Source organism: Cellulomonas telluris (assembly GCF_004886325.1).
In the GTDB taxonomy this organism is placed as follows: Bacteria; Actinomycetota; Actinomycetes; order Actinomycetales; family Cellulomonadaceae; genus Cellulomonas; species Cellulomonas telluris.
On record NZ_QXFN01000005.1, the window covers coordinates 404337 to 422683 of the forward strand.

Below are 18347 nucleotides of genomic sequence, written 5' to 3' on the forward strand. Positions count from 1 at the left end.
AGGAGCCACCATGACCGAGACCGCCACGCACCTGACCCTCGACGTGCCGGGCGCCACGATCGCCTACGACGTGCGCGGCCCGCTCCCGACCACCGACGGCGAGCCCCCGCTCGTGCTCATCGGCCAGCCGATGGACGCGTCCGGGTTCGGCACCCTCGCCTCGCTGCTGCCGGACCGCACGGTCGTCACGTACGACCCGCGCGGCATCGGCCGCAGCACGCGGCACGACGGCAGCACGACGAACGACCCGCGGCAGCAGGCGGAGGACCTGCACGCGCTCGTGACCGCGCTCGGCGCGGGGCCGGTGGACCTGTTCGGCTCGAGCGGCGGGGCCGTGACCGCGCTGGCGTGGGTGACCGCGTACCCGCAGGACGTCCGCACGCTGGTGGCGCACGAGCCGCCGCTGCTCGGGGTCCTGCCCGACGCCGACCGGGCCGCCGCGGCCACCGCGCGGGTCGACGCGGCCTACCAGGAGCACGGCTGGGGCGCCGGCATGGCCGCGTTCATCGCACTCACGTCGTGGCAGGGCGAGTTCCCCGAGGGCTTCCTCGCCGAGCTGCCCGACCCCGCCCAGTTCGGCCTGCCCACCGAGGACGACGGCATGCGCACCGACCCCCTGCTGTCGGGAGCCTCGAAGCCCGTGACGGCCTACGAGCCGGACCTCGACGCGCTGCGCTCGTCGCCGACGCGCATCGTGCTGGCCGCGGGCGAGGAGAGCGAGGGCATCCTCACGTGGCGCTCGACGCACGCCCTCGCCGAGCGGCTCGGCACCCAGGTCGCGATCTTCCCCAGCGGGCACGGCGGGTTCCTCGGGCCCGAGTTCGGCATGCCGGGCAAGCCGGAGGCCTTCGCGGAGCGGCTGCGCGAGGTGCTCGCCGGGGCCTGAGACCCGGTGCGGCGCCGGCCGTGGAGGGCGGCCGGCGCCGCGCCGCCCGCTCGGGCGAGGGCTGGGCGCGGGACCTCACCGTGTGCTGAGGACCTCCCGCACGAAGCGCGTCGAGCGCTCGCGCAGTCCCGCGACGCGCCGCGCGACGATCGCCTCGCGCACCGCGTCGACGTCCGAGCCGGCCTCCGTGCGGGTCGGCGGGCGCCGCACGTTGGCGGAGCACAGGAAGTCGGTGCACAGGAGCGTGCCGATCGTGTTGCCGCGCCGCCCGGAGGCGCCGCCGCGGCGGGCGACGTACAGCGTGACGTCGTCGGTGACGACGACGTCCTCGCACCAGGCGCACACGGCGCGGCGGCGCGCGCGGGTGCCCTCGCTCGCGCGCAGGAGCACGCCGACGGGCTCCTCCGCGACCTCGAGGACGACGTAGGCGCTCAGCGGGGCCTTGCGGTCCCGCCACCCGAGGTAGTCCAGACGGTCCCAGTCGAGGGCGTCGAGGTCGGGCAGGGTGGCCTGGTTCGCCTCGCGGCGGGAGGCGTTGACGAAGGCGTTGCGGATCTGCTTCTCGGTCAGGGCGTGCATGGCGGTTCTCGGCTTCCGTGGGTCGGGAGCCGCCGACGGGCGCGGGTGTGCCGGGGCACGGGCGCGCGCACGGGCCGGGAGGGGCCCGGTGACGACGGTCGGCGGCGGGGCGGATGTGCCGCGTCCGCGCCTGCGACACCCCGGCGGCGCGCTGCGCCGCACGTCACGCCCACCGCCGCGGCGACGTGCGACGGCGTCCGGCCGTCAGGTCACCGCGTGCGGAGGGCGGGTGGGGGTGTCAGAGGTGCGCGACGCGATCGCGCGCGGACACCGAGCAGGCCTGCACGGCCACCTCGCACCCCGCGGTCTCGTCCCGCACGTCTCGCTCCTCACCGCTCGTCACGGCCGCCGCTCCCGGCACCCGACCGTCGATGCTACGCCTCGGCGCGGGCAGGTCCACCGGGTCTCCGGTGGACCTGCCCGCGCCGGGCGCATCCGTCCCGGGGGTCAGCGCCCGCGGCGCGCACCCGTGCGGCTGCCCATCGACATGCGCACGGCGCCGCTCGCGCCCGACCCGGGGGTCGACGTGGAGTACGTGGCGGTGCGCGACGCACCGCCCTCGCGGCCGGCGCCGCGCGCCTGGCCCGTCGAGGCGCCGGCCGCAGCCGCCGCACCCGCGCCCCGGCCGCGTCCGCCGCGGCGGCGACGACGCGCACCGGTGCCGTCACCCGACCCGCCGCCCGCCGGGGCACCACCGGGGCGTCCGCCCTGGTCGCCACGACCGGCAGCCGGACGGCCGCCCGCGGGGGCCGCCTTCTTCCGGGTGGCGACCGGCGCGGCGGGCGCCGGCACGGCCGTCGCCACGACCGGCGCCATCGGTGCGCCGACGAGGCGCTCGAGCACGGCGTCCCCGGCGCGGACCTGCTGCGGCCGCACCTGGATGCCGGCCTGGCGCGTCATCGTGCGCACCTCGTGCTCCTGCTCGGGAAGGACGAGCGTCGCGACCGTGCCGCCGGAGCCCGCGCGGGCCGTGCGGCCGGAGCGGTGCAGGTACGCCTTGTGCTCGGCCGGCGGGTCGACGTGCACGACGAGCTCGACGTCGTCGACGTGGATGCCGCGCGCGGCGATGTCGGTGGCGACGAGGACGCGCACCTCACCGGACGAGAAGGCCTCGAGGTTGCGCTCGCGCGCGCCCTGGCTGAGGTTGCCGTGCAGGTCGACCGCGGGGATGCCGGTGGACGTGAGCTGCTTGGCGAGCTTCTTGGCCTGGTGCTTGGTGCGCATGAACAGCACCCGCCGGCCGGTGCCCGACGCGAGGTGCCGCACGACGTCCTTCTTCGTGTCCGCGCCGTCGACGTGGAAGACGTGGTGCGTCATCGTCGAGACGGGCGACGCGGCGGAGTCCACGGAGTGGCGCAGCGGGTCCTTGAGGAACGCGGCGACGATCTTGTCCACACCGTTGTCGAGCGTGGCGCTGAACAGCATGCGCTGGCCGCCGGCCGGCGTGGCCGACAGGATGCGCCGCACGCCGGGCAGGAAGCCGAGGTCGGCCATGTGGTCGGCCTCGTCGAGCACGGTGATGCGGACGTCGGCGAGCGAGATGATCCGCTGCCCCATGAGGTCCTCGAGGCGGCCGGGGCACGCGACGACGATGTCGACGCAGCCCTTGAGGGCCGACTCCTGCGGACGCTGCGAGACGCCGCCGAAGATCGTCGTGACCGTGAGGCCGGCGGCCTTCGCGAGCGGCTCGAGGGTCGCGGCGATCTGCGACGCGAGCTCGCGGGTCGGGGCGAGGACGAGACCGGTGGGGCGGGACGGGGCACGGCGCACGGGCGTCGTGCCGGGCACGAGGCCGGCGAGGCGGGCGACGAGCGGCAGGCTGAACGCGAGGGTCTTGCCGGAGCCGGTGCGGCCGCGGCCGAGCACGTCGCGGCCCGCGAGCGTGTCGGGCAGCGTCGCCGCCTGGATCGGGAAGGGATCGCTCACGCCGCGGGCGGCGAGGGAGCGGACGAGGACCTCGGGCAGGCCGAGGGAGGAGAAGCTGGGCACAGTGGGTCGCCTTTCGCGGCGGTCGTGGGGGCGTCCGCCAGCACCACGGGCCGGGACGCGGGCGCGCTCCCGGAGACTTCGACCGGGGCGGCGCCGGTCCCAGTGTGCCCTACCGCGGCTCCGGGACCGCTGACGACTCGCTCACAGCCGCTTCCGGGGACGTCCGGGCGGACGTCCGTCCCCCGATCGGGCGCACCCGGTCGGCGACCAGCAGGCCGAGCGCGATCACCACGGTGAGCGGCAGCAGCGCCGGGCGGACCCCGCCGACCTCCTCCGCGAGCAGGCCGATGAGCGGCGGCGCGGTGAGCTGCGCGAACGAGCTGAACGACGTCGCGACGGCGACGCGCGCGGCGGCCCGCTCCGGCTCGTCCGCGGCGGCGGCGACGGCGAGCGGGTTGGGCAGCGCCGCGCCGACGCCCCACGCGACGATGCCGAGCCAGGCCAGCGGCAGCGTCGGCGCGAGGCAGAACAGCAGCAGGCCCGCGAGCGCGCACGCCTGCGACGTGCGCAGCACGGCCACGCGCCCGAAGCGGTCGACCAGGCGCGTGCCGGTGAGCCGGACCACCGTCATGGCCGTGACGAACGAGCCGTACGCGAGCGCTCCCACCGCCTCCGGCTGGTCGAGCCCGGTCGCGACCGCGAGGCTCAGCCAGTTCGCCGCGGACCCCTCCGCGAGCGCGGAGGCCAGCAGGACGACGCCGATGAGGAGCGTGCGGGGCTCCGCCCACGCGCCGAGGGCCGAGCCGCGGGCGGCACCGCGGGCGGCACGCTCGGCCCGGCTCGACGGTCCCGCGTCCAGGGCGGTCGCGGGCCGCACCGTGGCCAGGCGTCCCGCAGCGACCAGCACCGCGATCACCAGCACGTGCACCGACACCGGCACACCGGCGGCGGACGACGCCGCACCGACGAGCGCGCCGAGCGCCGCGCCGACCGAGAAGGCCGCGTGCATGTGGGGCAGGACGGTGCGCCCGAGCCGCCGCTCGACGGCGGCGCCGTCGAGGTTGATCGGGACGTTGACGAGCGCGCCGCTCGCGCCGTTGAGCAGCGCGCCCACGGCGAACACGGGGACGCTGCCGAGCGCGGTCCCGGCGGCGACGAGGCCGAGCCCGGCGAGGCCGCCGGCGGTCGCGACCGTGACGGTCCGGCGGGTCCCGAGCCGGCCGACCACCGCGCCCGCGAGCAGCAGCGTCACCAGCGCGCCGGCCGCTCCCGCGACGAGGAGGGCGCCGAGCGTGCCGGTGCTGACGCCCAGCGACTCGCGGATCGACGGGAGCCGGCTCATCCAGCTGGGCCCGATGACGCCGAACAGCGCGAACTGCGCGAGCAGCGCCACCCGGGCGGTGCGCACGACGGTGTCGGTCCCGGGGGTCTGGCTGCGCACGGACCCCATCGTCCTCCCCCGCCCGCGGTGGCGCGGACGGCGCCCGCCCACCGGGACCCCGGGGACCGTGCGCGGGGTGCGCTGCTAGCGTCGGCGCCCATGCCGGGCCGCACCGGACGTCCGCGGACCGTGGGCGCCTCCCCCACGGGCCTGGGCACGCGCGCCGACATCCTGCACGCCGGTGCGCGCCTGTTCTGCACGGTCGGGTACGGCAGCACCAGCACGCACGCGCTCGCCCGGGTCGCCGGCGTGCGGCAGGCGACGCTCTACCACCACTTCCCCGGCAAGCACGCGGTGCTGCTCGAGCTCCTGCTCGGCACGGTGCAGCCGTCGCTCGACGCCGCGCGGGACCTGCTCGGCCGCGACGAGCCCGCGCCGGCGCGCCTGTGGTCGCTGTGCGCGGGGGACGTGCGGCTGCTGTGCTCCGGGGAGGACAACCTCGGTGCGCTGTACCTGCTGCCCGAGCTGGACGACGAGCGGTTCGCGCCGTTCCACGAGCGCCGCGCCGAGCTGGAGGGCACGTACCGCGCCCTGGTCGCGGCCTGCGGCGTCCCACCGGCGGACGTCGTGCGCACCGCCGCGCTCGTGCTGGGCCTCGTCGAGAGCGTCATCCTCCAGCGCCGCCGGGCGCCGGAGACGCTCGACGCGCGCACCGCCGAGGCCGTGGCCGACGCGGCCCTGGCCCTGGTCGGCCTCGACCCGGACGCGTGCGCCGCGCACGCGCGCACCGCCCGGACGCTGCTGCCGGCCGCCGCCGCGGACTGAGCGCGGTCAGCGGGGCGCCCGCGACGCGTCGAGCACGGCGTGCAGCGCCCCCGTCGCCGCGACCGCCGCGACCGGCAGCCACTCGGACGCCTGCGGGAACGCGAGCATCGTGCCGAGCGCCGCGAGGTACAGGTTCGTCAGCCCCGACGTCGTGCGCAGGCCGCGCAGCGCGCCGTCCAGCACCCGCGCGACGCGTCCCCCCGCGCGGCCGGGGCCGTCCGTGGCGCCCGGGTCGAGCGTGGCCGCGTGCCCGAGCAGCGTGAACCCGAGCACGGCGACGACCGTGACGAGCGCCGCCGGCCGCCACGCGTCGCCGTCCACGGCGGTGAGCGCCGCCGGGACGGCGAGGACGACGCCGATCGTCATCGCGACGAGGTCGGCGGTCGGCGCGCGGGTCAGGTCGAACGGGCGGCGCGCGGCCGACGCGACGGCCGACCGGTTCGCGGTGCCCCACAGCACCGCCGGGAACAGCACGACCCACAGCAGCGCGAGCTCGCGGACGGTGGCCGCCAGGCACGCGCCGACCACGAGCCCGAGGACCAGCCCGCCGAGGTGCACGAGGGCCCACGAGAGCAGGCCGCGGCGGGCGCGTGCGGGCGCGGGAGGGTCCGGGGTCGTCACCGTGGGCATGCGCCCGACCGTAGCCGGGCCGCCCGGCGGCCCGGTGCACCGGACGGCGCCGCGCGGCGCCGCGTCACCGCTCCACGAGGGCCGGGTGCCGTGGGTCGTCGGTGCGCACGACCACGTCCGCGACGTCCTGCGGCGCGACCTCGTCCTCGTAGCGGGCGAACGCGGGCAGCTGCCACGCCCGCTCCGGGCCGAGCCGGCGCGCGAGGGTCGCGGGCCGCACGGTCAGGTGCACGGTGAGCTCCGCGTCGAACCAGCGCCCGAGCAGCAGCTCGCCGTCGAGCACGAGGACGGCGCGCTCCGGCACGGTCGCGTAGGCGGCGCGGGTCGCGCGGTCCCGGGCCGCGTCCCACAGCGTCGGCAGGTAGCGGCCCTCGGCGGCGAACGGGGCGAGCACCTCCCGGGCGAGGGCGCCCGCGTCGAGCCGGTCCTCCAGGTACGCGTCCGGGTCCTCCCGGCCGTGCTCGTACCGCAGCGACGCCGGGCGCAGGAAGTCGTCGGCGTGCACCCGCGCCACCGCGTGCCCGGCCGCGCGCAGCGGCTCGACGAGCGCGTCGGCCAGGTCGGCCGCGCCCAGCGGCGCCGCACCGTCGACGAGGACGCGCTGCCGCCCGTCCCCGGCGAGCACCAGGCCCACGACGTGGTCGACGAGCGCGGCGGGGCTGACGGGACGGACGGGCACGGGACCACCCCACCACGGCCGCCCCACGGCGTCGTGCCGGCCGCGGCGGGACGGGTCAGACGGGCGGCGCGGGGAACCGCACGCCCGTCCCCCAGCCCACCTCCCACCCCTGCGAATCGTCGAACCAGTCGGCGAAGGAGACCGGCAGCCGCCGCTCGCGCTCGACCAGCGCGAGCAGCTCGGCGTACCAGCCGGCGTAGGTCCAGTCCCGCCAGGGCCGCCCGAACGCGGGTACGGCCGCGACGAGCGCGTCGGCGACCGCGTCGGGCGTCGTCGACGCCGTGACGTCGAGCCCGACGACGTCGGTGCCGTTGCCGGTGGACCACGACAGCTCGCGCCGGCCTGCGTCCTCGCCCACCGACCCGGGCGCGGCGGACAGCGTCAGCCGCCAGTACACCCCCGACGGCGACATGCCCGGCGACACCCGCACGTGCTGGTGCCCCCGCCGGTGCAGCACGGCGACGGCCTGCAGCACACGCACCGCGACGACGTCCGGGGCGTCGAGCAGGCGCGGCGCCCAGAACGGCTGCTCGGTGTAGAGGAAGAACCCGTCGAGGGGCTGGGCGTCGTCCCCGACCGCAACGCGGCACATCCGCCCCGTGCGGCTGGGCACCACCCACAGCGTCGTGCGGTGGTCCATCCGGTCGAGGAACGCCTGCACCCCGGAGCGGGTGGTGTCGCCGGCGAGGACGCACTCCACCCCGCCGAGCAGGGCCGTCACGTACGCGGGGTGCGTCGACGTGCCGGCGGACACGGTGGCCTCGGACGTCTCGGCCACCCAGCGCCGCAGCAGCCGGACGAGGTCGCCGAGGTCGGTGCAGCGCTGTCCGGGCGGGATGAAGGCCATGCGGGCTCCTGGGGACGGGGGCGTCCGGCGCACGGTACCGGCCGGGCTGGACGCGCGGACGGGCCGCCGCACCGGGGTCGGTGCGACGGCCCGCCCGCGGGGTCAGGCGACCGGGACGTCCTGCCGGCCGGCCCCGCCGGGCACGACGGGGTGGTCCCGCTCGAGCTGCGCGCCCTCGACGTCGACGTCCGGCAGGAGCCGGTCGAGCCAGCGCGGCAGCCACCACGCCTTCTCCCCCGCCAGGTGCAGGACCGCGGGCACGATCGTCATGCGCACGACGAACGCGTCGACGAGCACGCCGAACGCGAGCGCGAAGCCCATCGGGCGGATGACGGCGATGTGCGAGAACACGAAGCCGGCGAACACCGAGACCATGATGATCGCCGCCGCCGTGACCACCGCCCGGCCCGCCCGCACGCCCTCGGCGACGGCCTGGCGTGCGGTCGCGCCGTGCGCGTACGCCTCGCGCATGCCCGAGGTGAGGAACAGCTGGTAGTCCATCGCGAGGCCGAACAGGATCCCGATGACGATGGTCGGCAGGAAGCTGAGCACGGGGCCCGGGTCGTGCACGCCGAACAGCTCGCCGAGCCAGCCCCACTGGTACACCGCGGTGACCGCGCCGAACGTCGCGAGCAGCGACAGCACGAACCCGAGCGTCGCGACGAGCGGCACGACGATCGACCGGAACACCATGACGAGGATGAGCAGCGACAGCCCCACGACGAGCGCGAGGTAGCCGGGCAGCGCGTCGCTCAGCTTCTCGGAGATGTCGATGTTGGCGCTCGCGACGCCGGCGACCGAGAACGTCGCGGCCGGGTCGTCGACCGTGAGGTCGCGCAGCGTGTGCACGAGCTCCTCGGTGGCCACGTCGTTCGGGCCGCTGCCCGGCAGCACCTGGAACGCGAGCACCGTGCGGTCCTCGTTCGTGCCGATGGGCGCCACGGCGCGCACGTCGTCCTGCTCCATGAGCACGGCGCCCAGGTCGGCCTGCAGGCCCGTGACCTCGTCCTCCCCGACGCCGTCCGGCACGTCGGCGACGACCAGGAGCGTGCCGTTCGCGCCCTCGCCGAACTCCTCGGCGGTGGTCGTGTAGGCGGCGTACTGCGTGGTGTCCGTGGCCTCCTGCGACCCGTCCGGCAGGCCGAGGCGCATGGAGGCGGCCGGCAGGGCCGCGACGAGCAGCACCGCGACGCCCAGCAGGAGGGAGAGCACGGCGCGCGGGGTCGACATGACGTGGGCCGGCGCGTGGTGCTCCTCGCCCGCGGCCTCCCGGGCCTTGCGCGGCAGGACGCGGGTGCCGGCGAGGCTGAGCAGCGCCGGGGTGAGCGTCACGGCCAGCAGCACCGCGACGGCGACGCTCGCCGCGGCCGCCGTGCCCATGAGCCCGAGGAACGGGATGCCGGTGACGTTGAGCGCGAGCAGCGCGATGAGCACCGTGCTGCCGGCGAACACCACGGCGTTGCCGGACGTGCCGGTGGCGAGCCCGATCGACTCGTCCACCGCCATGCCGCGGCGCAGCTGCTGCCGGTGCCGGTTGAGGATGAACAGCGAGTAGTCGATGCCGACGGCCAGGCCGAGCATGAGGCCGAGCACGGGCGTCACGGACGACATCTCGACGACGCCCGAGAACGCGAGCGTCCCGAGCGCGGCGACGCCGACGCCGAGCAGCGCGTTGAGCAGCGGCAGCCCCGCCGCGACGAGCGTGCCGAGCATGACGAGCAGCACGACGACCGCCACGGCGACGCCGATCACCTCGGCCACGCCGCCGAGCTGGGGGACGCCGGACGCGAGCTCGTTGGAGAACGCGACCTCGACGCCCTCGGGCGTGGCGTCCTCGACGGCGGCGATGACCGCGTCCTTCGTCTCGGGCGTCACGTCGAACTGCGGGTCGGAGAAGACCACCGTCGCGAGCGCGGCCGACCCGTCCTGCGACACCTGGCGGATCTCGGCAGCCATGTCGAGCAGCGCCCGGCCCTGCTCGAGCTGCGGCGCCTGCGCCTCGAGCTGCTCGCGCCCGGCGTCCAGCTCGGCCTGCCCGGCCTCGAGCTCGGCGAGGCCCGCGTCGAGCTGGGCCTGCTGCGCGTCGAGCTGCGCCTGCGCGGCGGCGGCCTGCGCCTGCGCCGCGGGCGACGACGCCGCCGGGCCCGCGGCGGCGGCCGCGGTCTCGAGCTGGGCACGGGCCGCGTCGAGCTGCGCCTGCCCCGCCTCGAGCTGCTGACGGCTCGCGTCGAGCTGCGCCTGGCCGGCCTCGAGCTGCGCCTGCCCCTGCTCGAGCTGGGCGGCGCCGTCCGCGAGCTGCTGGGCCTGCGCCTCACGCTCGGCCTCGGTCGCGAACGGGTCGACGGCCGTCTCCACGCCCTCGACCTCCGCCGCCTCGGCCACCGCCGCGGCGACGCCCGCGCGCTGGGCGTCGTCGAACGGCTCGCCGCTCTCGGTGGAGAAGACGACCGTGCCCGTGCCGCCGCTGCTGCCGGGCAGCTCCTCCTGCAGCCGCTGGGTGAGCCGGTCGGTGGCGGTGCCGGGGATGCTCACGGTCGAGACGAGCGTCCCGCCGAAGCCGAGGTACGCGGCGCCGGCCACCAGGAGCGCGACGAGCCACGCGGCGACGACGCGCCACGGGTGCCGCGCCGACGAGCGGCCGAGCCGGTAGAGCAGTCCTGCCATGAGGGGGTCTCCCAGGAGGGGTGTGGGGGCGGCGCGCGGCGCTGCGAAGCCGATACCGGTCATCAGGATGCTAGGTCACGAACCTGATGAAGGGCATCGGGTCGCGGGCAGGCCCGTGCGTGAAGTTGATCGCACCTATCAGGGGTAGCGTGCCGCGCATGACGGTCGACGACGCGGCGGGCACCGCGGCCCGCGGGCTGCGCCGGGACGCGGCACGCAACCGCGAGCGCATCGTCGAGGCCGCGCGCGCCCTGTTCGCCGAGCGCGGCCTGGCGGTCGGCTTCAACGAGATCGCCCACCGCGCCGGCGTCGGCGTCGGCACCGTCTACAACCGGTTCGCCGACAAGGACGAGCTGGTCGCCGCCGCGCTGCAGGAGCCCGCACGCGAGCTCCTGCGGGTCGCCGAGCAGGCGCACGGCGCGGCCCGCGCCCGCGACGGCCTCGTGCTGCTGCTCGACGACATCGCCGCGCTGCTCGCCGCCAACCTGGGCCTGCGGGACATCGCGCTCACCTTCGACGAGCAGACCGTCCCCGACCCGGGGACGGCCATCGCCGGCGTCATCGACGACCTGCTCGCCCGCGCGACCGCCGAGGGCGACCTGCGTGCCGGCGTGACGGTGCACGACCTCGTCGTCGTGCTGTGGATGGTCACGGAGGTGGCCCGGCACTCCCCCGAGCACCCCGAGCTCTACCGGCGCTACCTCCAGGTGCTCGTCGACGGCCTCACCGCGGGCACCGCCCCGCTGGAGGTCGCGGGTGCGCCGGAGGCGACGTCGGCCCTGTCCCGGCGGTGGGCGGGCGGCTCGCGCCGCTGACCCGGCGCCACGCACGATCCCGCCCAGGCTGCCTGTCCCCCGCGAGAGGGACCCCCGGTGTCCGCGTGACGGGGACCCGCCGCCCGGGTCGCGCTCCGTAGCGTCCGGGACGGGCCGCGGCGACCGACCGCGGCACGACGGGAGGACCGGTCATGCGCCTGCTCGCACAGCTCGGAGCCGTGGGGCTCGCCACCGCGGTCGGCAGCGCCGCCGTGATGGCGGTCGACGGGAGGTGGCTGCCCACCCTCGTCCTGGGGATCGCCGCGGCCGCGCTCGCCCTCGTGGTCTACCGGTGGGTCGTCGCCCGCACGGAGCACCGGCCGGTCGTGGAGGTCGCGCCCACCGGCGCCGCCGGGGCGACCGCGCGCGGCGTGGCCCTCGGTGCACTGGTCTTCACGGCCGTCATCGCGACGGTCGCGGTGCTCGGCGGGTACCGCGTCGAGGGACCCGGGTCGGCGACGACCGCGCTCGGGCTCGTCGGCTTCATGACCGTCGCCGCCGTGACCGAGGAGCTGCTGTTCCGCGGCGTGCTGTTCCGGGTGGTCGAGGAGCGCGCCGGCACGTGGGGCGCGCTGGTCCTGACGGCGGTCCTGTTCGGGGCCGTGCACCTCACGAACCCCGGCGCGAGCCTCTGGGGCGGGACCGCCGTGGCGATCGAGGCGGGGGCGATGCTGGCGGCCGCCTACGCCGCGACCCGCACCCTGTGGCTGCCGATCGGCATCCACCTCGGCTGGAACCTCGTCGCGTCGGGCGTGTTCGGCACGGAGGTGTCCGGCAACGGCACGCCGCAGGGCCTGCTGGACGGCGCGACGTCCGGCCCGGTGCTGCTGTCCGGGGGCGCCTTCGGCCCCGAGGCGAGCCTGCCCGCCGTGCTCGCGGGCGTCGCCCTCACCGTCGTGTTCCTGCGGCTCGCGCACCGCCGCGGGCGCCTGGTGCCCCGCCGCGCCCGCCGGTCGACGCCCGGGGCGACGGACGGGGCGACGGCCGCGGGAGCTCCGCCCGCTACGGTCGGCGCGTGAGCGACCCGCGACGCCTCGCCGACGCCTGGCGCCGTCTGCCCCTCGTCGTGCGCGACCTGCCGCTCGCCGTCGTGCTCGCGCTCAGCCCGCTGGTCCCCGCGCTCCAGGGCCAGGGGACGCAGCTCGGTCACGTGCCGCAGCGGTCCTCGGACGCGCTGACCGTCGCGGTGGTCGCCCTGCAGTCGGCACCGCTGGCCCTGCGCCGGCGCCTGCCGCTCGTGTGCCTCGCGCTGGTGGTGACGGGCTTCGCCGTCGACCAGCTGCGCGGCTACCACACGACGGCGAGCATCGGCCTGCCGATCGCGCTGCTGAGCACCGGCCTGCACCTGGACCGGTTCCGCCGCACCACCGCCGCCCTCGCCGTCGCCGCCTACGTCGCGCTCGCCGTCGGCGTCGCCCGGCAGGGCGGCGGGGAGGACGTCGGCGGGTACGTGGCCTTCCTCCTCGCCCTGGCGGTCGCGTGGGGCGCCGGCGCGTGGCTGCGCGGGGCCCGGGCGGCCGAGGCCGCACAGCGCCGGCGCGTCGCCGACGCGTCCCGCGGCGCCGAGCGGGCGCGCATCGCGCGGGAGCTGCACGACGTCGTGACCCACCACGTCACGGCGATGGTCGTGCAGACGGAGGCCGCGCGGTACCTCACCGCCGACCCCGGCCGGCTCGACGCCACCCTCGCGGAGGTGGGTGCCACGGGACGGCGCGCGATCGGCGACCTGCGGCACCTGCTGGACGTCCTCGACCCGGACGCGACCACCGCCGCCCGCCGCCCCGCCTCGGGTGACGTACGGGAGCTCGTCGAGCAGGCGCGGCGGGCGGGGCAGCCGGTCGAGCACGTCGAGGAGGGCAGGGCGGCGCTCACCACCGGCAGCGCGGCCGTGGCCGTGCACCGCGTCGTCCAGGAGGCGCTGACGAACGCGCTCAAGCACGCGCACGGCAGACCGACGACCGTCCGCGTGCAGCACGGCGAGGAGGAGGTCACGGTGGAGGTGGTGACGCAGGCGCCCGGGCCGGGCACGCTGCCGCGTGGCGCCGTCGTGCCGGCGGGCGGCGGCCGTGGGCTCACGGGCCTGCGCGCCCGCGTCGCCCTGCTCGGGGGCGACCTCGAGGCGGGGGCCCGGTCGGGCGGGTGGGTGGTGCGCGCCCGCGTGCCGCAGGGGGACGCAACGTGACCGCCCCGCTGCGCGTGCTGGTGTGCGACGACCAGGCGCTCATCCGCACCGGCTTCACGACGATCATCGACGCCCAGCCCGACATGACGGTGGTCGCGACGGCCGAGGACGGGCGCTCCGCGGTGGCGCTCGCGCGGCGGCTGCGCCCCGACGTCGTCGTCATGGACGTGCGGATGCCGGTGCTCGACGGCATCGCCGCGACCCGGCGTCTCGCCGGCGAGGGGGTCGCCGACCCGGTGAAGGTGCTCGTCGTGACCACGTTCGACCTCGACGAGTACGTGTACGAGGCGCTGCGGGCGGGTGCGAGCGGCTTCCTGCTCAAGGACGCGCCGCCCGCACGGCTGCTGGACGGCATCCGCGTCGTCGCCACCGGGGACGCGCTGCTCGCGCCGGAGGTCACGCGCCGCCTCGTGGGCCGCTACGCCAGCCGGCTCAGCCCGCCGCCGGGCCCCGGCGAGGACCGCCTGACGCCGCGCGAGCTCGAGGTGCTGCGGCTGGTCGCGCAGGGCATGTCGAACGCCGAGATCGCGGCGGAGCTCGTCCTGAGCCACGAGACCGTCAAGACGTACGTCTCCCGCATCCTCGCGAAGCTCGACCTGCGGGACCGCGTGCAGGCCGTGGTCCACGCGTACCGGCGGGGCATCGTCACCTGAGGCGTCAGCGCCGCCCGAGGCGCTCCAGCCCGTCCAGCAGCAGGTCGAGCCCGAACTCGAACTCGCTCTGGTCGTCGCACCAGCCGAGGGTGCTCCCGGGATCGTCGTGCACCACCTCGGCGAGCATCCCGGCGAGGTTCGGCACCGTCGCCAGCATCGCGGGGTCGATCTCGGTGGCCCCGCCGTCCGGGTCGTCCAGCCGCAGCTCCTGGGTGAAGCCGTACATGCGGCTGCCCAGCGCGTGCAGCGCGTGGTGCACGAGGTCGTAGGAGAGGCCGCCGTCGCGCATGAGCCCCACCACGCCGTCGACGTAGCGCGCCATCGTCGGCGCGAGCACGGCGCGCGCCTCCAGCAGCCCCGGAAGCCACGGGTGCCGCAGCAGGACGCGGCGCGCCCCGAGGATGCGGACGCGCAGGTCGTCGCGCCACGTGTCGGGGGTGGACGTCGAGCCGAAGCCCCCGACCTCCGCCTCGATCTCGGTGAACACGAGCTCGACGAGCCCGTCGAGGATCGCGTCCTTGTTCGGCACGTGGTGGTAGAGCGACATCGCCTCGACGCCGAGGGACTCGGCGAGGCGGCGCATCGTCAGCGTCTCGACGCCGTCCGCGTCGGCCAGGTCACGGGCCGCCAGGAGCACACGCTCCCTCGTCAGCCGCGCGCGGGCCCCTGTGCTGCGCGTGGGCATCCCACCTCCTCGCGGTCGGCCCTCACTGTACGGCGACGCCCACCGGGCCCCTGGACGCGCACCGCCGCCCGGGTCTACCTTACGTCGTAAGACTTACGGCGTAAGGGAGACGACGATGAGCACGAGCAGCACGACGTCCACGTCCACGACCACCCGGGCTGCCGTGGCGCACCGGTTCGGCGGGCCGGAGGTCGTCCGCATGGCCGACGTCCCGCGCCCCGACCCGGCCCCCGGCGAGGTCCTCGTCCGCATGCGCGCCGCGTCGGTGACGGTCGCCGACCACCGCATCCGCGCCCGCGACGTCCCCCGCGGCATGCGGCTGGCCACGATCCCCTTCCTGGGGTGGCGCCGCCCCCGCCACGCCGTCCTCGGGGTCGACGGCGCCGGGGTCGTCGAGGCGCTCGGTGCGGGCGTCACCGACCTCGCCGTCGGCGACGAGGTGCTCGTCGTGCGCGACCTCGCGATGGGCTGCCACGCGGAGCTCGTCACCGTGCGCGCCGACCACGCGGTCCGCAAGCCGACCGCGCTGTCCTTCGTCGAGGGCGCCGCGCTGCTCTTCGGCGGCATGACGGCGCTGTCGTTCCTCGCGCACGTGGACCTGCGCGAGGGCACGCGCGTCCTGGTCAACGGCGCGTCGGGGGCCGTCGGCACGGCCGTCGTCCAGCTGGCCGCCGCCGCCGGGGCGCACGTCACCGGGGTGTGCAGCGCCGCCAACGCGGACCTCGTGCGTGACCTGGGGGCCACCCGCGTCGTCGACTACGGGACCACCGACTTCGCGCGCGAGGACGAGCGGTACGACGTGGTCGTCGAGTGCGTCGGCAACGCGCCGTACGGCCGGGTCGCCCCCGTGCTGCGGCGCGGTGGGAGGCTGCTCCTGGTCGTCGCCGACCTGCCGGCGATGGCGACGGCGTGGTGGCACAGCCGCCGGCTGGGCGGGCTGGTCACGTTCCAGGGCGCCGGCGCCCCCACCCCCGAGCGGCTGCGCCGCCTCGTCGCGCTCGCCGAGCAGGGCGTCCTGCGCCCCGTCGTCGACCGCACGTTCCCGTTCGAGGACGTCGTCGCGGCGCACCGCTACGTCGACACCGGCCGCAAGCGCGGGAACGTGCTGCTCGTCCTGCCGTGACGAGCTGCCCTGACGGGCCGCCGTGCCCGGGGCCGGACAGCACGAAGGCCGCCACCCCGGGTGGGGTGACGGCCTTCGGTCCGCGCCGACGTGCAGCGTGGGCTGGGAGTGGAGGTGGCGGGAATCGAACCCGCGTCCGATGACGTGGAACCAGGGATTCTCCGGGTGCAGTCCGCTAACGAGTTTCTCGGCCCCCACGTTCACGCGGACAAGACGTGGACAGGCCCAGTCGGCTAAGAGTCCCGCCCGCCCCACCGACGAGGACGGACAGCAGTGGCTCTCTAGATGACGCCAGTGACTAAGCCGAGAGCATGCTTAGGCTGACGGACTTCGAGGCTCGCTCAGGCGGCGAGGGCGAAGTCGGTGCGCTTGTTATCGGCACCTATGAGTCGCACGGAGCGTTTACGAGATAACCGTGCGTCCTCGACCCGCTTCTCCTGGATCGACGACCACCGTCGAAACCGATCACCCCCAGGGGTGTGTTCACTTGTCAAGCACCGCACCCGGCCCCTCACGGGGTCCGGGTCGGTGAGCCCAGCGTACGACACAACGACCGCCGGGTCGCCGGCATTCCCGAGCGCCGCCGAACCGGCTCCCGACGGGAGCGGCGGTCTCCCGCGAGGTCGGGCCCTACGGAGACGTCACGACCTCCCCGACCACCCGTCGAGCGCGGACAGGCGGTCGAGCGCGGCCCGCACCCGCTCGACCATCGCCTCGTCGGTGAGGGCGTCCGGCCCGCGCAGCGCCGGGTCGTCCGTGTACTCGTCCTCGAGCAGGAAGAAGACGTCGTCGAGGACCCGGGCGAACGGCGCGCGCAGCCGCTCGCCGTGCCGCAGCGCCCGGCTGCGACCGGCGAACCAGGCGCGCACGAACTCCTCCCCGTCGACGGCGCCGTCCACCACCGCCCGCATGCTGGCGATCTGCCCCGCGACGCCCGCGTCCGCGGGCACCTGGCCCGGGCGCGCCCACGCGCGCGGCCCGCTCCTGCGCGCCTGCCGCGGGTCGGAGCCCGGCGAGGTGCCCGGCCCGCCGGTCCGTCGCGAGCGGGGGCCACCGGGGGCCGGCGACGTCACCGCAGCCGCCCGGTCTCGGCGAGGTGCTGCACGAAGGCCTCGTGCAGCACCTCGGCGAGCTCGCGGCCGTCGGAGTCGACCAGGTGCACGCGACCGACCTCGGCGCTCGCCGTCGCGCCGTCCACGGCGGCCAGGGCGCTGTGCAGCAGCCCGCGCGCGGCTTCCGCCAGGACCGCGCGCAGGTCCTCCGTCCGACCGTCGAGTGCTTCCCCCAGCCGCCGGTAGGGCCCTGGGTCGTCCATCCACGGACCGTCGTCGGGACTCGTCACGCCGCGGACGACCGTGTCGACCCGGCCGTCCGCCGCTCGGGCGAGGTCCTCCAGGAACGCCGCCAGGAGCCTGCTGTCCGCGCCACTCATCGCCTCACCTCTCCGTGTGCCCGGGGACGCTCGTCCGGCCTCCTGTGACCCGGACGACGACCGTCACCGCCCAGCCCCCGCGGAGGCCACGGACCGTCGCGGTGCCGCCCGTCGAGCACGGCGACGACCACCTCGAACCACTCCCGGTAGGACAGGCCGTCGTGGCGCCGCGGCTCGTACGACGCGCCGAAGCGGGTCCGCCACACGTGCTCGAGCTCGTCCTCGTCCCGCGCCTCGGCGAGCAGCTGCACGACCTCGCGTCGCAGGCTCCCGACGGCCTCGTCCCCCGCCTCCTGGGCGAACACCCGCACCACGCCCGCCGGGTCGCTCGCCTCGAGGTCGTAGTCCTGGTGGAAGTAGTGCCTGGCGAGGTACCCGAGGGTGGCCAGCGGCTCGGGGCGCGGGCGGGGCCGGCCGTGCTTGCGCGGGACCCAGGCGTCCCCTGACGTGACCATGCCCGCGATCCTGCCCGATGCCCCTCGGCCGAGTCCCCGGGTTTCGACGACGCGGGTGCTCGCCGCCTCGAGCACCGTGCGAGGGCTGGCAAGGACGTGAGTCCGCACTGTGCGCCGGACGACGCGAGCTCGGCTCGCCGCCGCTCAGGGCAGGACCGCGTGGACCGCGCGCCAGTCGTCCAGCCGCGGGTCCCCGGCGCGCTCGCTCACGACGAGGGCGGGCGCCAGGAGGTTCTTCACCTGCCGCAGGCGGTGCATCCGGTCTCGCGGCAGGTCCCGCCAGCGCGCGGCGTCGGCCGCGACCTGTGCCGCGTCGGAGGGCAGCGCCGCCAGGACGAGGTCGACCGCGGTCCGTGCGTCGAGCAGCGCGACCCCGGGCCTGGGCCCTCCGGCGCACGCCAGCGCGAACGCCGTGAGGTGCAGGCGCCGCACGAGGGCGTCGTCGGACCCGAACGCCCCAGACTCGACCGCACGCGCCAGCACGTCGACGACCACCGGGCTGCACACGGCCCAGGCCTGCTCGTCCAGGGTCGGGCCGTCCGTCTGGAGGGCGTGTGTCAGCAGCCAGACGAGGGCCCGCTA

19 protein-coding genes and 1 other RNA gene are annotated in these 18347 nt (G+C 76.7%); 7 read left to right on the forward strand and 13 right to left on the reverse strand.

Annotated features, from left to right (window positions below; translation table 11 throughout):
• Positions 1-10: 10 nt before the first annotated feature.
• On the forward strand, positions 11-886 hold the full coding sequence (locus FB586_RS17445; protein WP_136520598.1) for an alpha/beta fold hydrolase: 876 nt from the start codon (positions 11-13) through the stop codon (positions 884-886).
• Positions 887-961: 75 nt separating this feature from the next.
• Here FB586_RS17445 and FB586_RS17450 read toward each other — a convergent pair whose 3' ends face one another.
• The 3 genes from FB586_RS17450 to FB586_RS17460 all read right to left on the reverse strand — a co-directional run bounded on the left by FB586_RS17450 (position 962) and on the right by FB586_RS17460 (position 4844).
• Positions 962-1465, reverse strand: a complete 504-nt coding sequence (locus FB586_RS17450; protein WP_136520599.1) for an FBP domain-containing protein — start codon at positions 1463-1465, stop codon at positions 962-964.
• Between the two features lie 447 nt (positions 1466-1912).
• Positions 1913-3454 carry a DEAD/DEAH box helicase gene (locus tag FB586_RS17455; RefSeq protein ID WP_136520600.1) on the reverse strand — a complete coding sequence of 514 codons (1542 nt, stop codon included), beginning with the start codon at positions 3452-3454 and terminating at the stop codon, positions 1913-1915.
• A 109-nt stretch (positions 3455-3563) separates the two neighbouring features.
• Positions 3564-4844 (reverse strand): MFS transporter, encoded by a 1281-nt coding sequence (locus FB586_RS17460; protein WP_370741097.1) that lies wholly within the window; start codon positions 4842-4844, stop codon positions 3564-3566.
• A 90-nt stretch (positions 4845-4934) separates the two neighbouring features.
• On the opposite strand from FB586_RS17460, the gene FB586_RS17465 reads away from it, so the two are divergent.
• The gene (locus FB586_RS17465; protein WP_136520602.1) at positions 4935-5600 is read left to right on the forward strand and encodes a TetR/AcrR family transcriptional regulator; all 666 of its coding nucleotides are present in this window, start codon (positions 4935-4937) and stop codon (positions 5598-5600) included.
• Between the two features lie 6 nt (positions 5601-5606).
• Here the strand turns inward: FB586_RS17465 and FB586_RS17470 are convergent, their stop codons facing one another.
• The 4 genes from FB586_RS17470 to FB586_RS17485 form a co-directional block, all read right to left on the reverse strand.
• Positions 5607-6230, reverse strand: coding sequence for a hypothetical protein (locus FB586_RS17470; RefSeq protein WP_136520603.1), 624 nt, complete (start codon positions 6228-6230; stop codon positions 5607-5609).
• 64 nt (positions 6231-6294) lie between these two features.
• The gene (locus tag FB586_RS17475) at positions 6295-6909 is read right to left on the reverse strand and encodes a nucleoside/nucleotide kinase family protein (protein ID WP_136520604.1); all 615 of its coding nucleotides are present in this window, start codon (positions 6907-6909) and stop codon (positions 6295-6297) included.
• Positions 6910-6964: 55 nt separating this feature from the next.
• Entirely contained in the window at positions 6965-7756 is a 792-nt protein-coding gene (locus FB586_RS17480) for a hypothetical protein (RefSeq protein WP_136520605.1), read from the reverse strand.
• Between the two features lie 102 nt (positions 7757-7858).
• Positions 7859-10420 carry an MMPL family transporter gene (locus FB586_RS17485; RefSeq protein WP_136520606.1) on the reverse strand — a complete coding sequence of 854 codons (2562 nt, stop codon included), beginning with the start codon at positions 10418-10420 and terminating at the stop codon, positions 7859-7861.
• Positions 10421-10578: 158 nt separating this feature from the next.
• Between FB586_RS17485 and FB586_RS17490 the strand changes: the two genes are divergently transcribed.
• The 4 genes from FB586_RS17490 (at position 10579) to FB586_RS17505 (ending at position 14070) form a co-directional block, all read left to right on the forward strand.
• Positions 10579-11235, forward strand: a complete 657-nt coding sequence (locus FB586_RS17490; protein ID WP_168800596.1) for a TetR/AcrR family transcriptional regulator — start codon at positions 10579-10581, stop codon at positions 11233-11235.
• Between the two features lie 152 nt (positions 11236-11387).
• Positions 11388-12254, forward strand: coding sequence for a CPBP family intramembrane glutamic endopeptidase (locus tag FB586_RS17495; protein ID WP_136520608.1), 867 nt, complete (start codon positions 11388-11390; stop codon positions 12252-12254).
• The gene (locus FB586_RS17500; protein ID WP_136520609.1) at positions 12251-13417 is read left to right on the forward strand and encodes a sensor histidine kinase; all 1167 of its coding nucleotides are present in this window, start codon (positions 12251-12253) and stop codon (positions 13415-13417) included. The genes FB586_RS17495 and FB586_RS17500 overlap by 4 nt, the downstream gene beginning before the upstream one ends.
• The gene (locus FB586_RS17505; RefSeq protein ID WP_136520610.1) at positions 13414-14070 is read left to right on the forward strand and encodes a response regulator; all 657 of its coding nucleotides are present in this window, start codon (positions 13414-13416) and stop codon (positions 14068-14070) included. Before FB586_RS17500 ends, FB586_RS17505 begins: the two co-directional genes overlap by 4 nt.
• A 4-nt stretch (positions 14071-14074) precedes the next feature.
• On the opposite strand, the gene FB586_RS17510 is transcribed toward FB586_RS17505, so the two are convergent.
• Positions 14075-14755, reverse strand: coding sequence for a TetR/AcrR family transcriptional regulator (locus FB586_RS17510; protein ID WP_136520611.1), 681 nt, complete (start codon positions 14753-14755; stop codon positions 14075-14077).
• A gap of 115 nt (positions 14756-14870) precedes the next feature.
• On the opposite strand from FB586_RS17510, the gene FB586_RS17515 reads away from it, so the two are divergent.
• Entirely contained in the window at positions 14871-15878 is a 1008-nt protein-coding gene (locus FB586_RS17515) for an NAD(P)-dependent alcohol dehydrogenase (protein WP_136520612.1), read from the forward strand.
• Positions 15879-15984: 106 nt separating this feature from the next.
• Here FB586_RS17515 and ssrA read toward each other — a convergent pair.
• From ssrA to FB586_RS17540, 5 genes are all read right to left on the reverse strand, one after another.
• Positions 15985-16351: a transfer-messenger RNA gene (gene ssrA / locus FB586_RS17520) on the reverse strand.
• A 168-nt stretch (positions 16352-16519) separates the two neighbouring features.
• A complete protein-coding gene (locus tag FB586_RS17525; protein WP_136520613.1) occupies positions 16520-16828 on the reverse strand; it encodes a hypothetical protein in 309 nt (102 codons plus the stop codon).
• Between the two features lie 119 nt (positions 16829-16947).
• Positions 16948-17310, reverse strand: a complete 363-nt coding sequence (locus FB586_RS17530; RefSeq protein ID WP_136520614.1) for a hypothetical protein — start codon at positions 17308-17310, stop codon at positions 16948-16950.
• The gene (locus FB586_RS17535) at positions 17307-17765 is read right to left on the reverse strand and encodes a contact-dependent growth inhibition system immunity protein (RefSeq protein WP_136520615.1); all 459 of its coding nucleotides are present in this window, start codon (positions 17763-17765) and stop codon (positions 17307-17309) included. Before FB586_RS17535 ends, FB586_RS17530 begins: the two co-directional genes overlap by 4 nt.
• Before the next feature lie 144 nt (positions 17766-17909).
• On the reverse strand, positions 17910-18272 hold the full coding sequence (locus FB586_RS17540; RefSeq protein WP_136520616.1) for a hypothetical protein: 363 nt from the start codon (positions 18270-18272) through the stop codon (positions 17910-17912).
• Positions 18273-18347 lie beyond the last annotated feature (75 nt).

Coding starts and splice junctions, on each gene's coding strand:
- FB586_RS17445 (WP_136520598.1), top strand. CDS start 11: ATGACCGAGACCGCCACGCACCTGACCCTCGACGTGCCGGGCGCCACG.
- FB586_RS17450 (WP_136520599.1), bottom strand. CDS start 1,465: ATGCACGCCCTGACCGAGAAGCAGATCCGCAACGCCTTCGTCAACGCC.
- FB586_RS17460 (WP_370741097.1), bottom strand. CDS start 4,844: ATGGGGTCCGTGCGCAGCCAGACCCCCGGGACCGACACCGTCGTGCGC.
- FB586_RS17465 (WP_136520602.1), top strand. CDS start 4,935: ATGCCGGGCCGCACCGGACGTCCGCGGACCGTGGGCGCCTCCCCCACG.
- FB586_RS17470 (WP_136520603.1), bottom strand. CDS start 6,230: ATGCCCACGGTGACGACCCCGGACCCTCCCGCGCCCGCACGCGCCCGC.
- FB586_RS17480 (WP_136520605.1), bottom strand. CDS start 7,756: ATGGCCTTCATCCCGCCCGGACAGCGCTGCACCGACCTCGGCGACCTC.
- FB586_RS17485 (WP_136520606.1), bottom strand. CDS start 10,420: ATGGCAGGACTGCTCTACCGGCTCGGCCGCTCGTCGGCGCGGCACCCG.
- FB586_RS17490 (WP_168800596.1), top strand. CDS start 10,579: ATGACGGTCGACGACGCGGCGGGCACCGCGGCCCGCGGGCTGCGCCGG.
- FB586_RS17495 (WP_136520608.1), top strand. CDS start 11,388: ATGCGCCTGCTCGCACAGCTCGGAGCCGTGGGGCTCGCCACCGCGGTC.
- FB586_RS17510 (WP_136520611.1), bottom strand. CDS start 14,755: ATGCCCACGCGCAGCACAGGGGCCCGCGCGCGGCTGACGAGGGAGCGT.
- FB586_RS17515 (WP_136520612.1), top strand. CDS start 14,871: ATGAGCACGAGCAGCACGACGTCCACGTCCACGACCACCCGGGCTGCC.
- FB586_RS17530 (WP_136520614.1), bottom strand. CDS start 17,310: ATGAGTGGCGCGGACAGCAGGCTCCTGGCGGCGTTCCTGGAGGACCTC.
- FB586_RS17535 (WP_136520615.1), bottom strand. CDS start 17,765: ATGGTCACGTCAGGGGACGCCTGGGTCCCGCGCAAGCACGGCCGGCCC.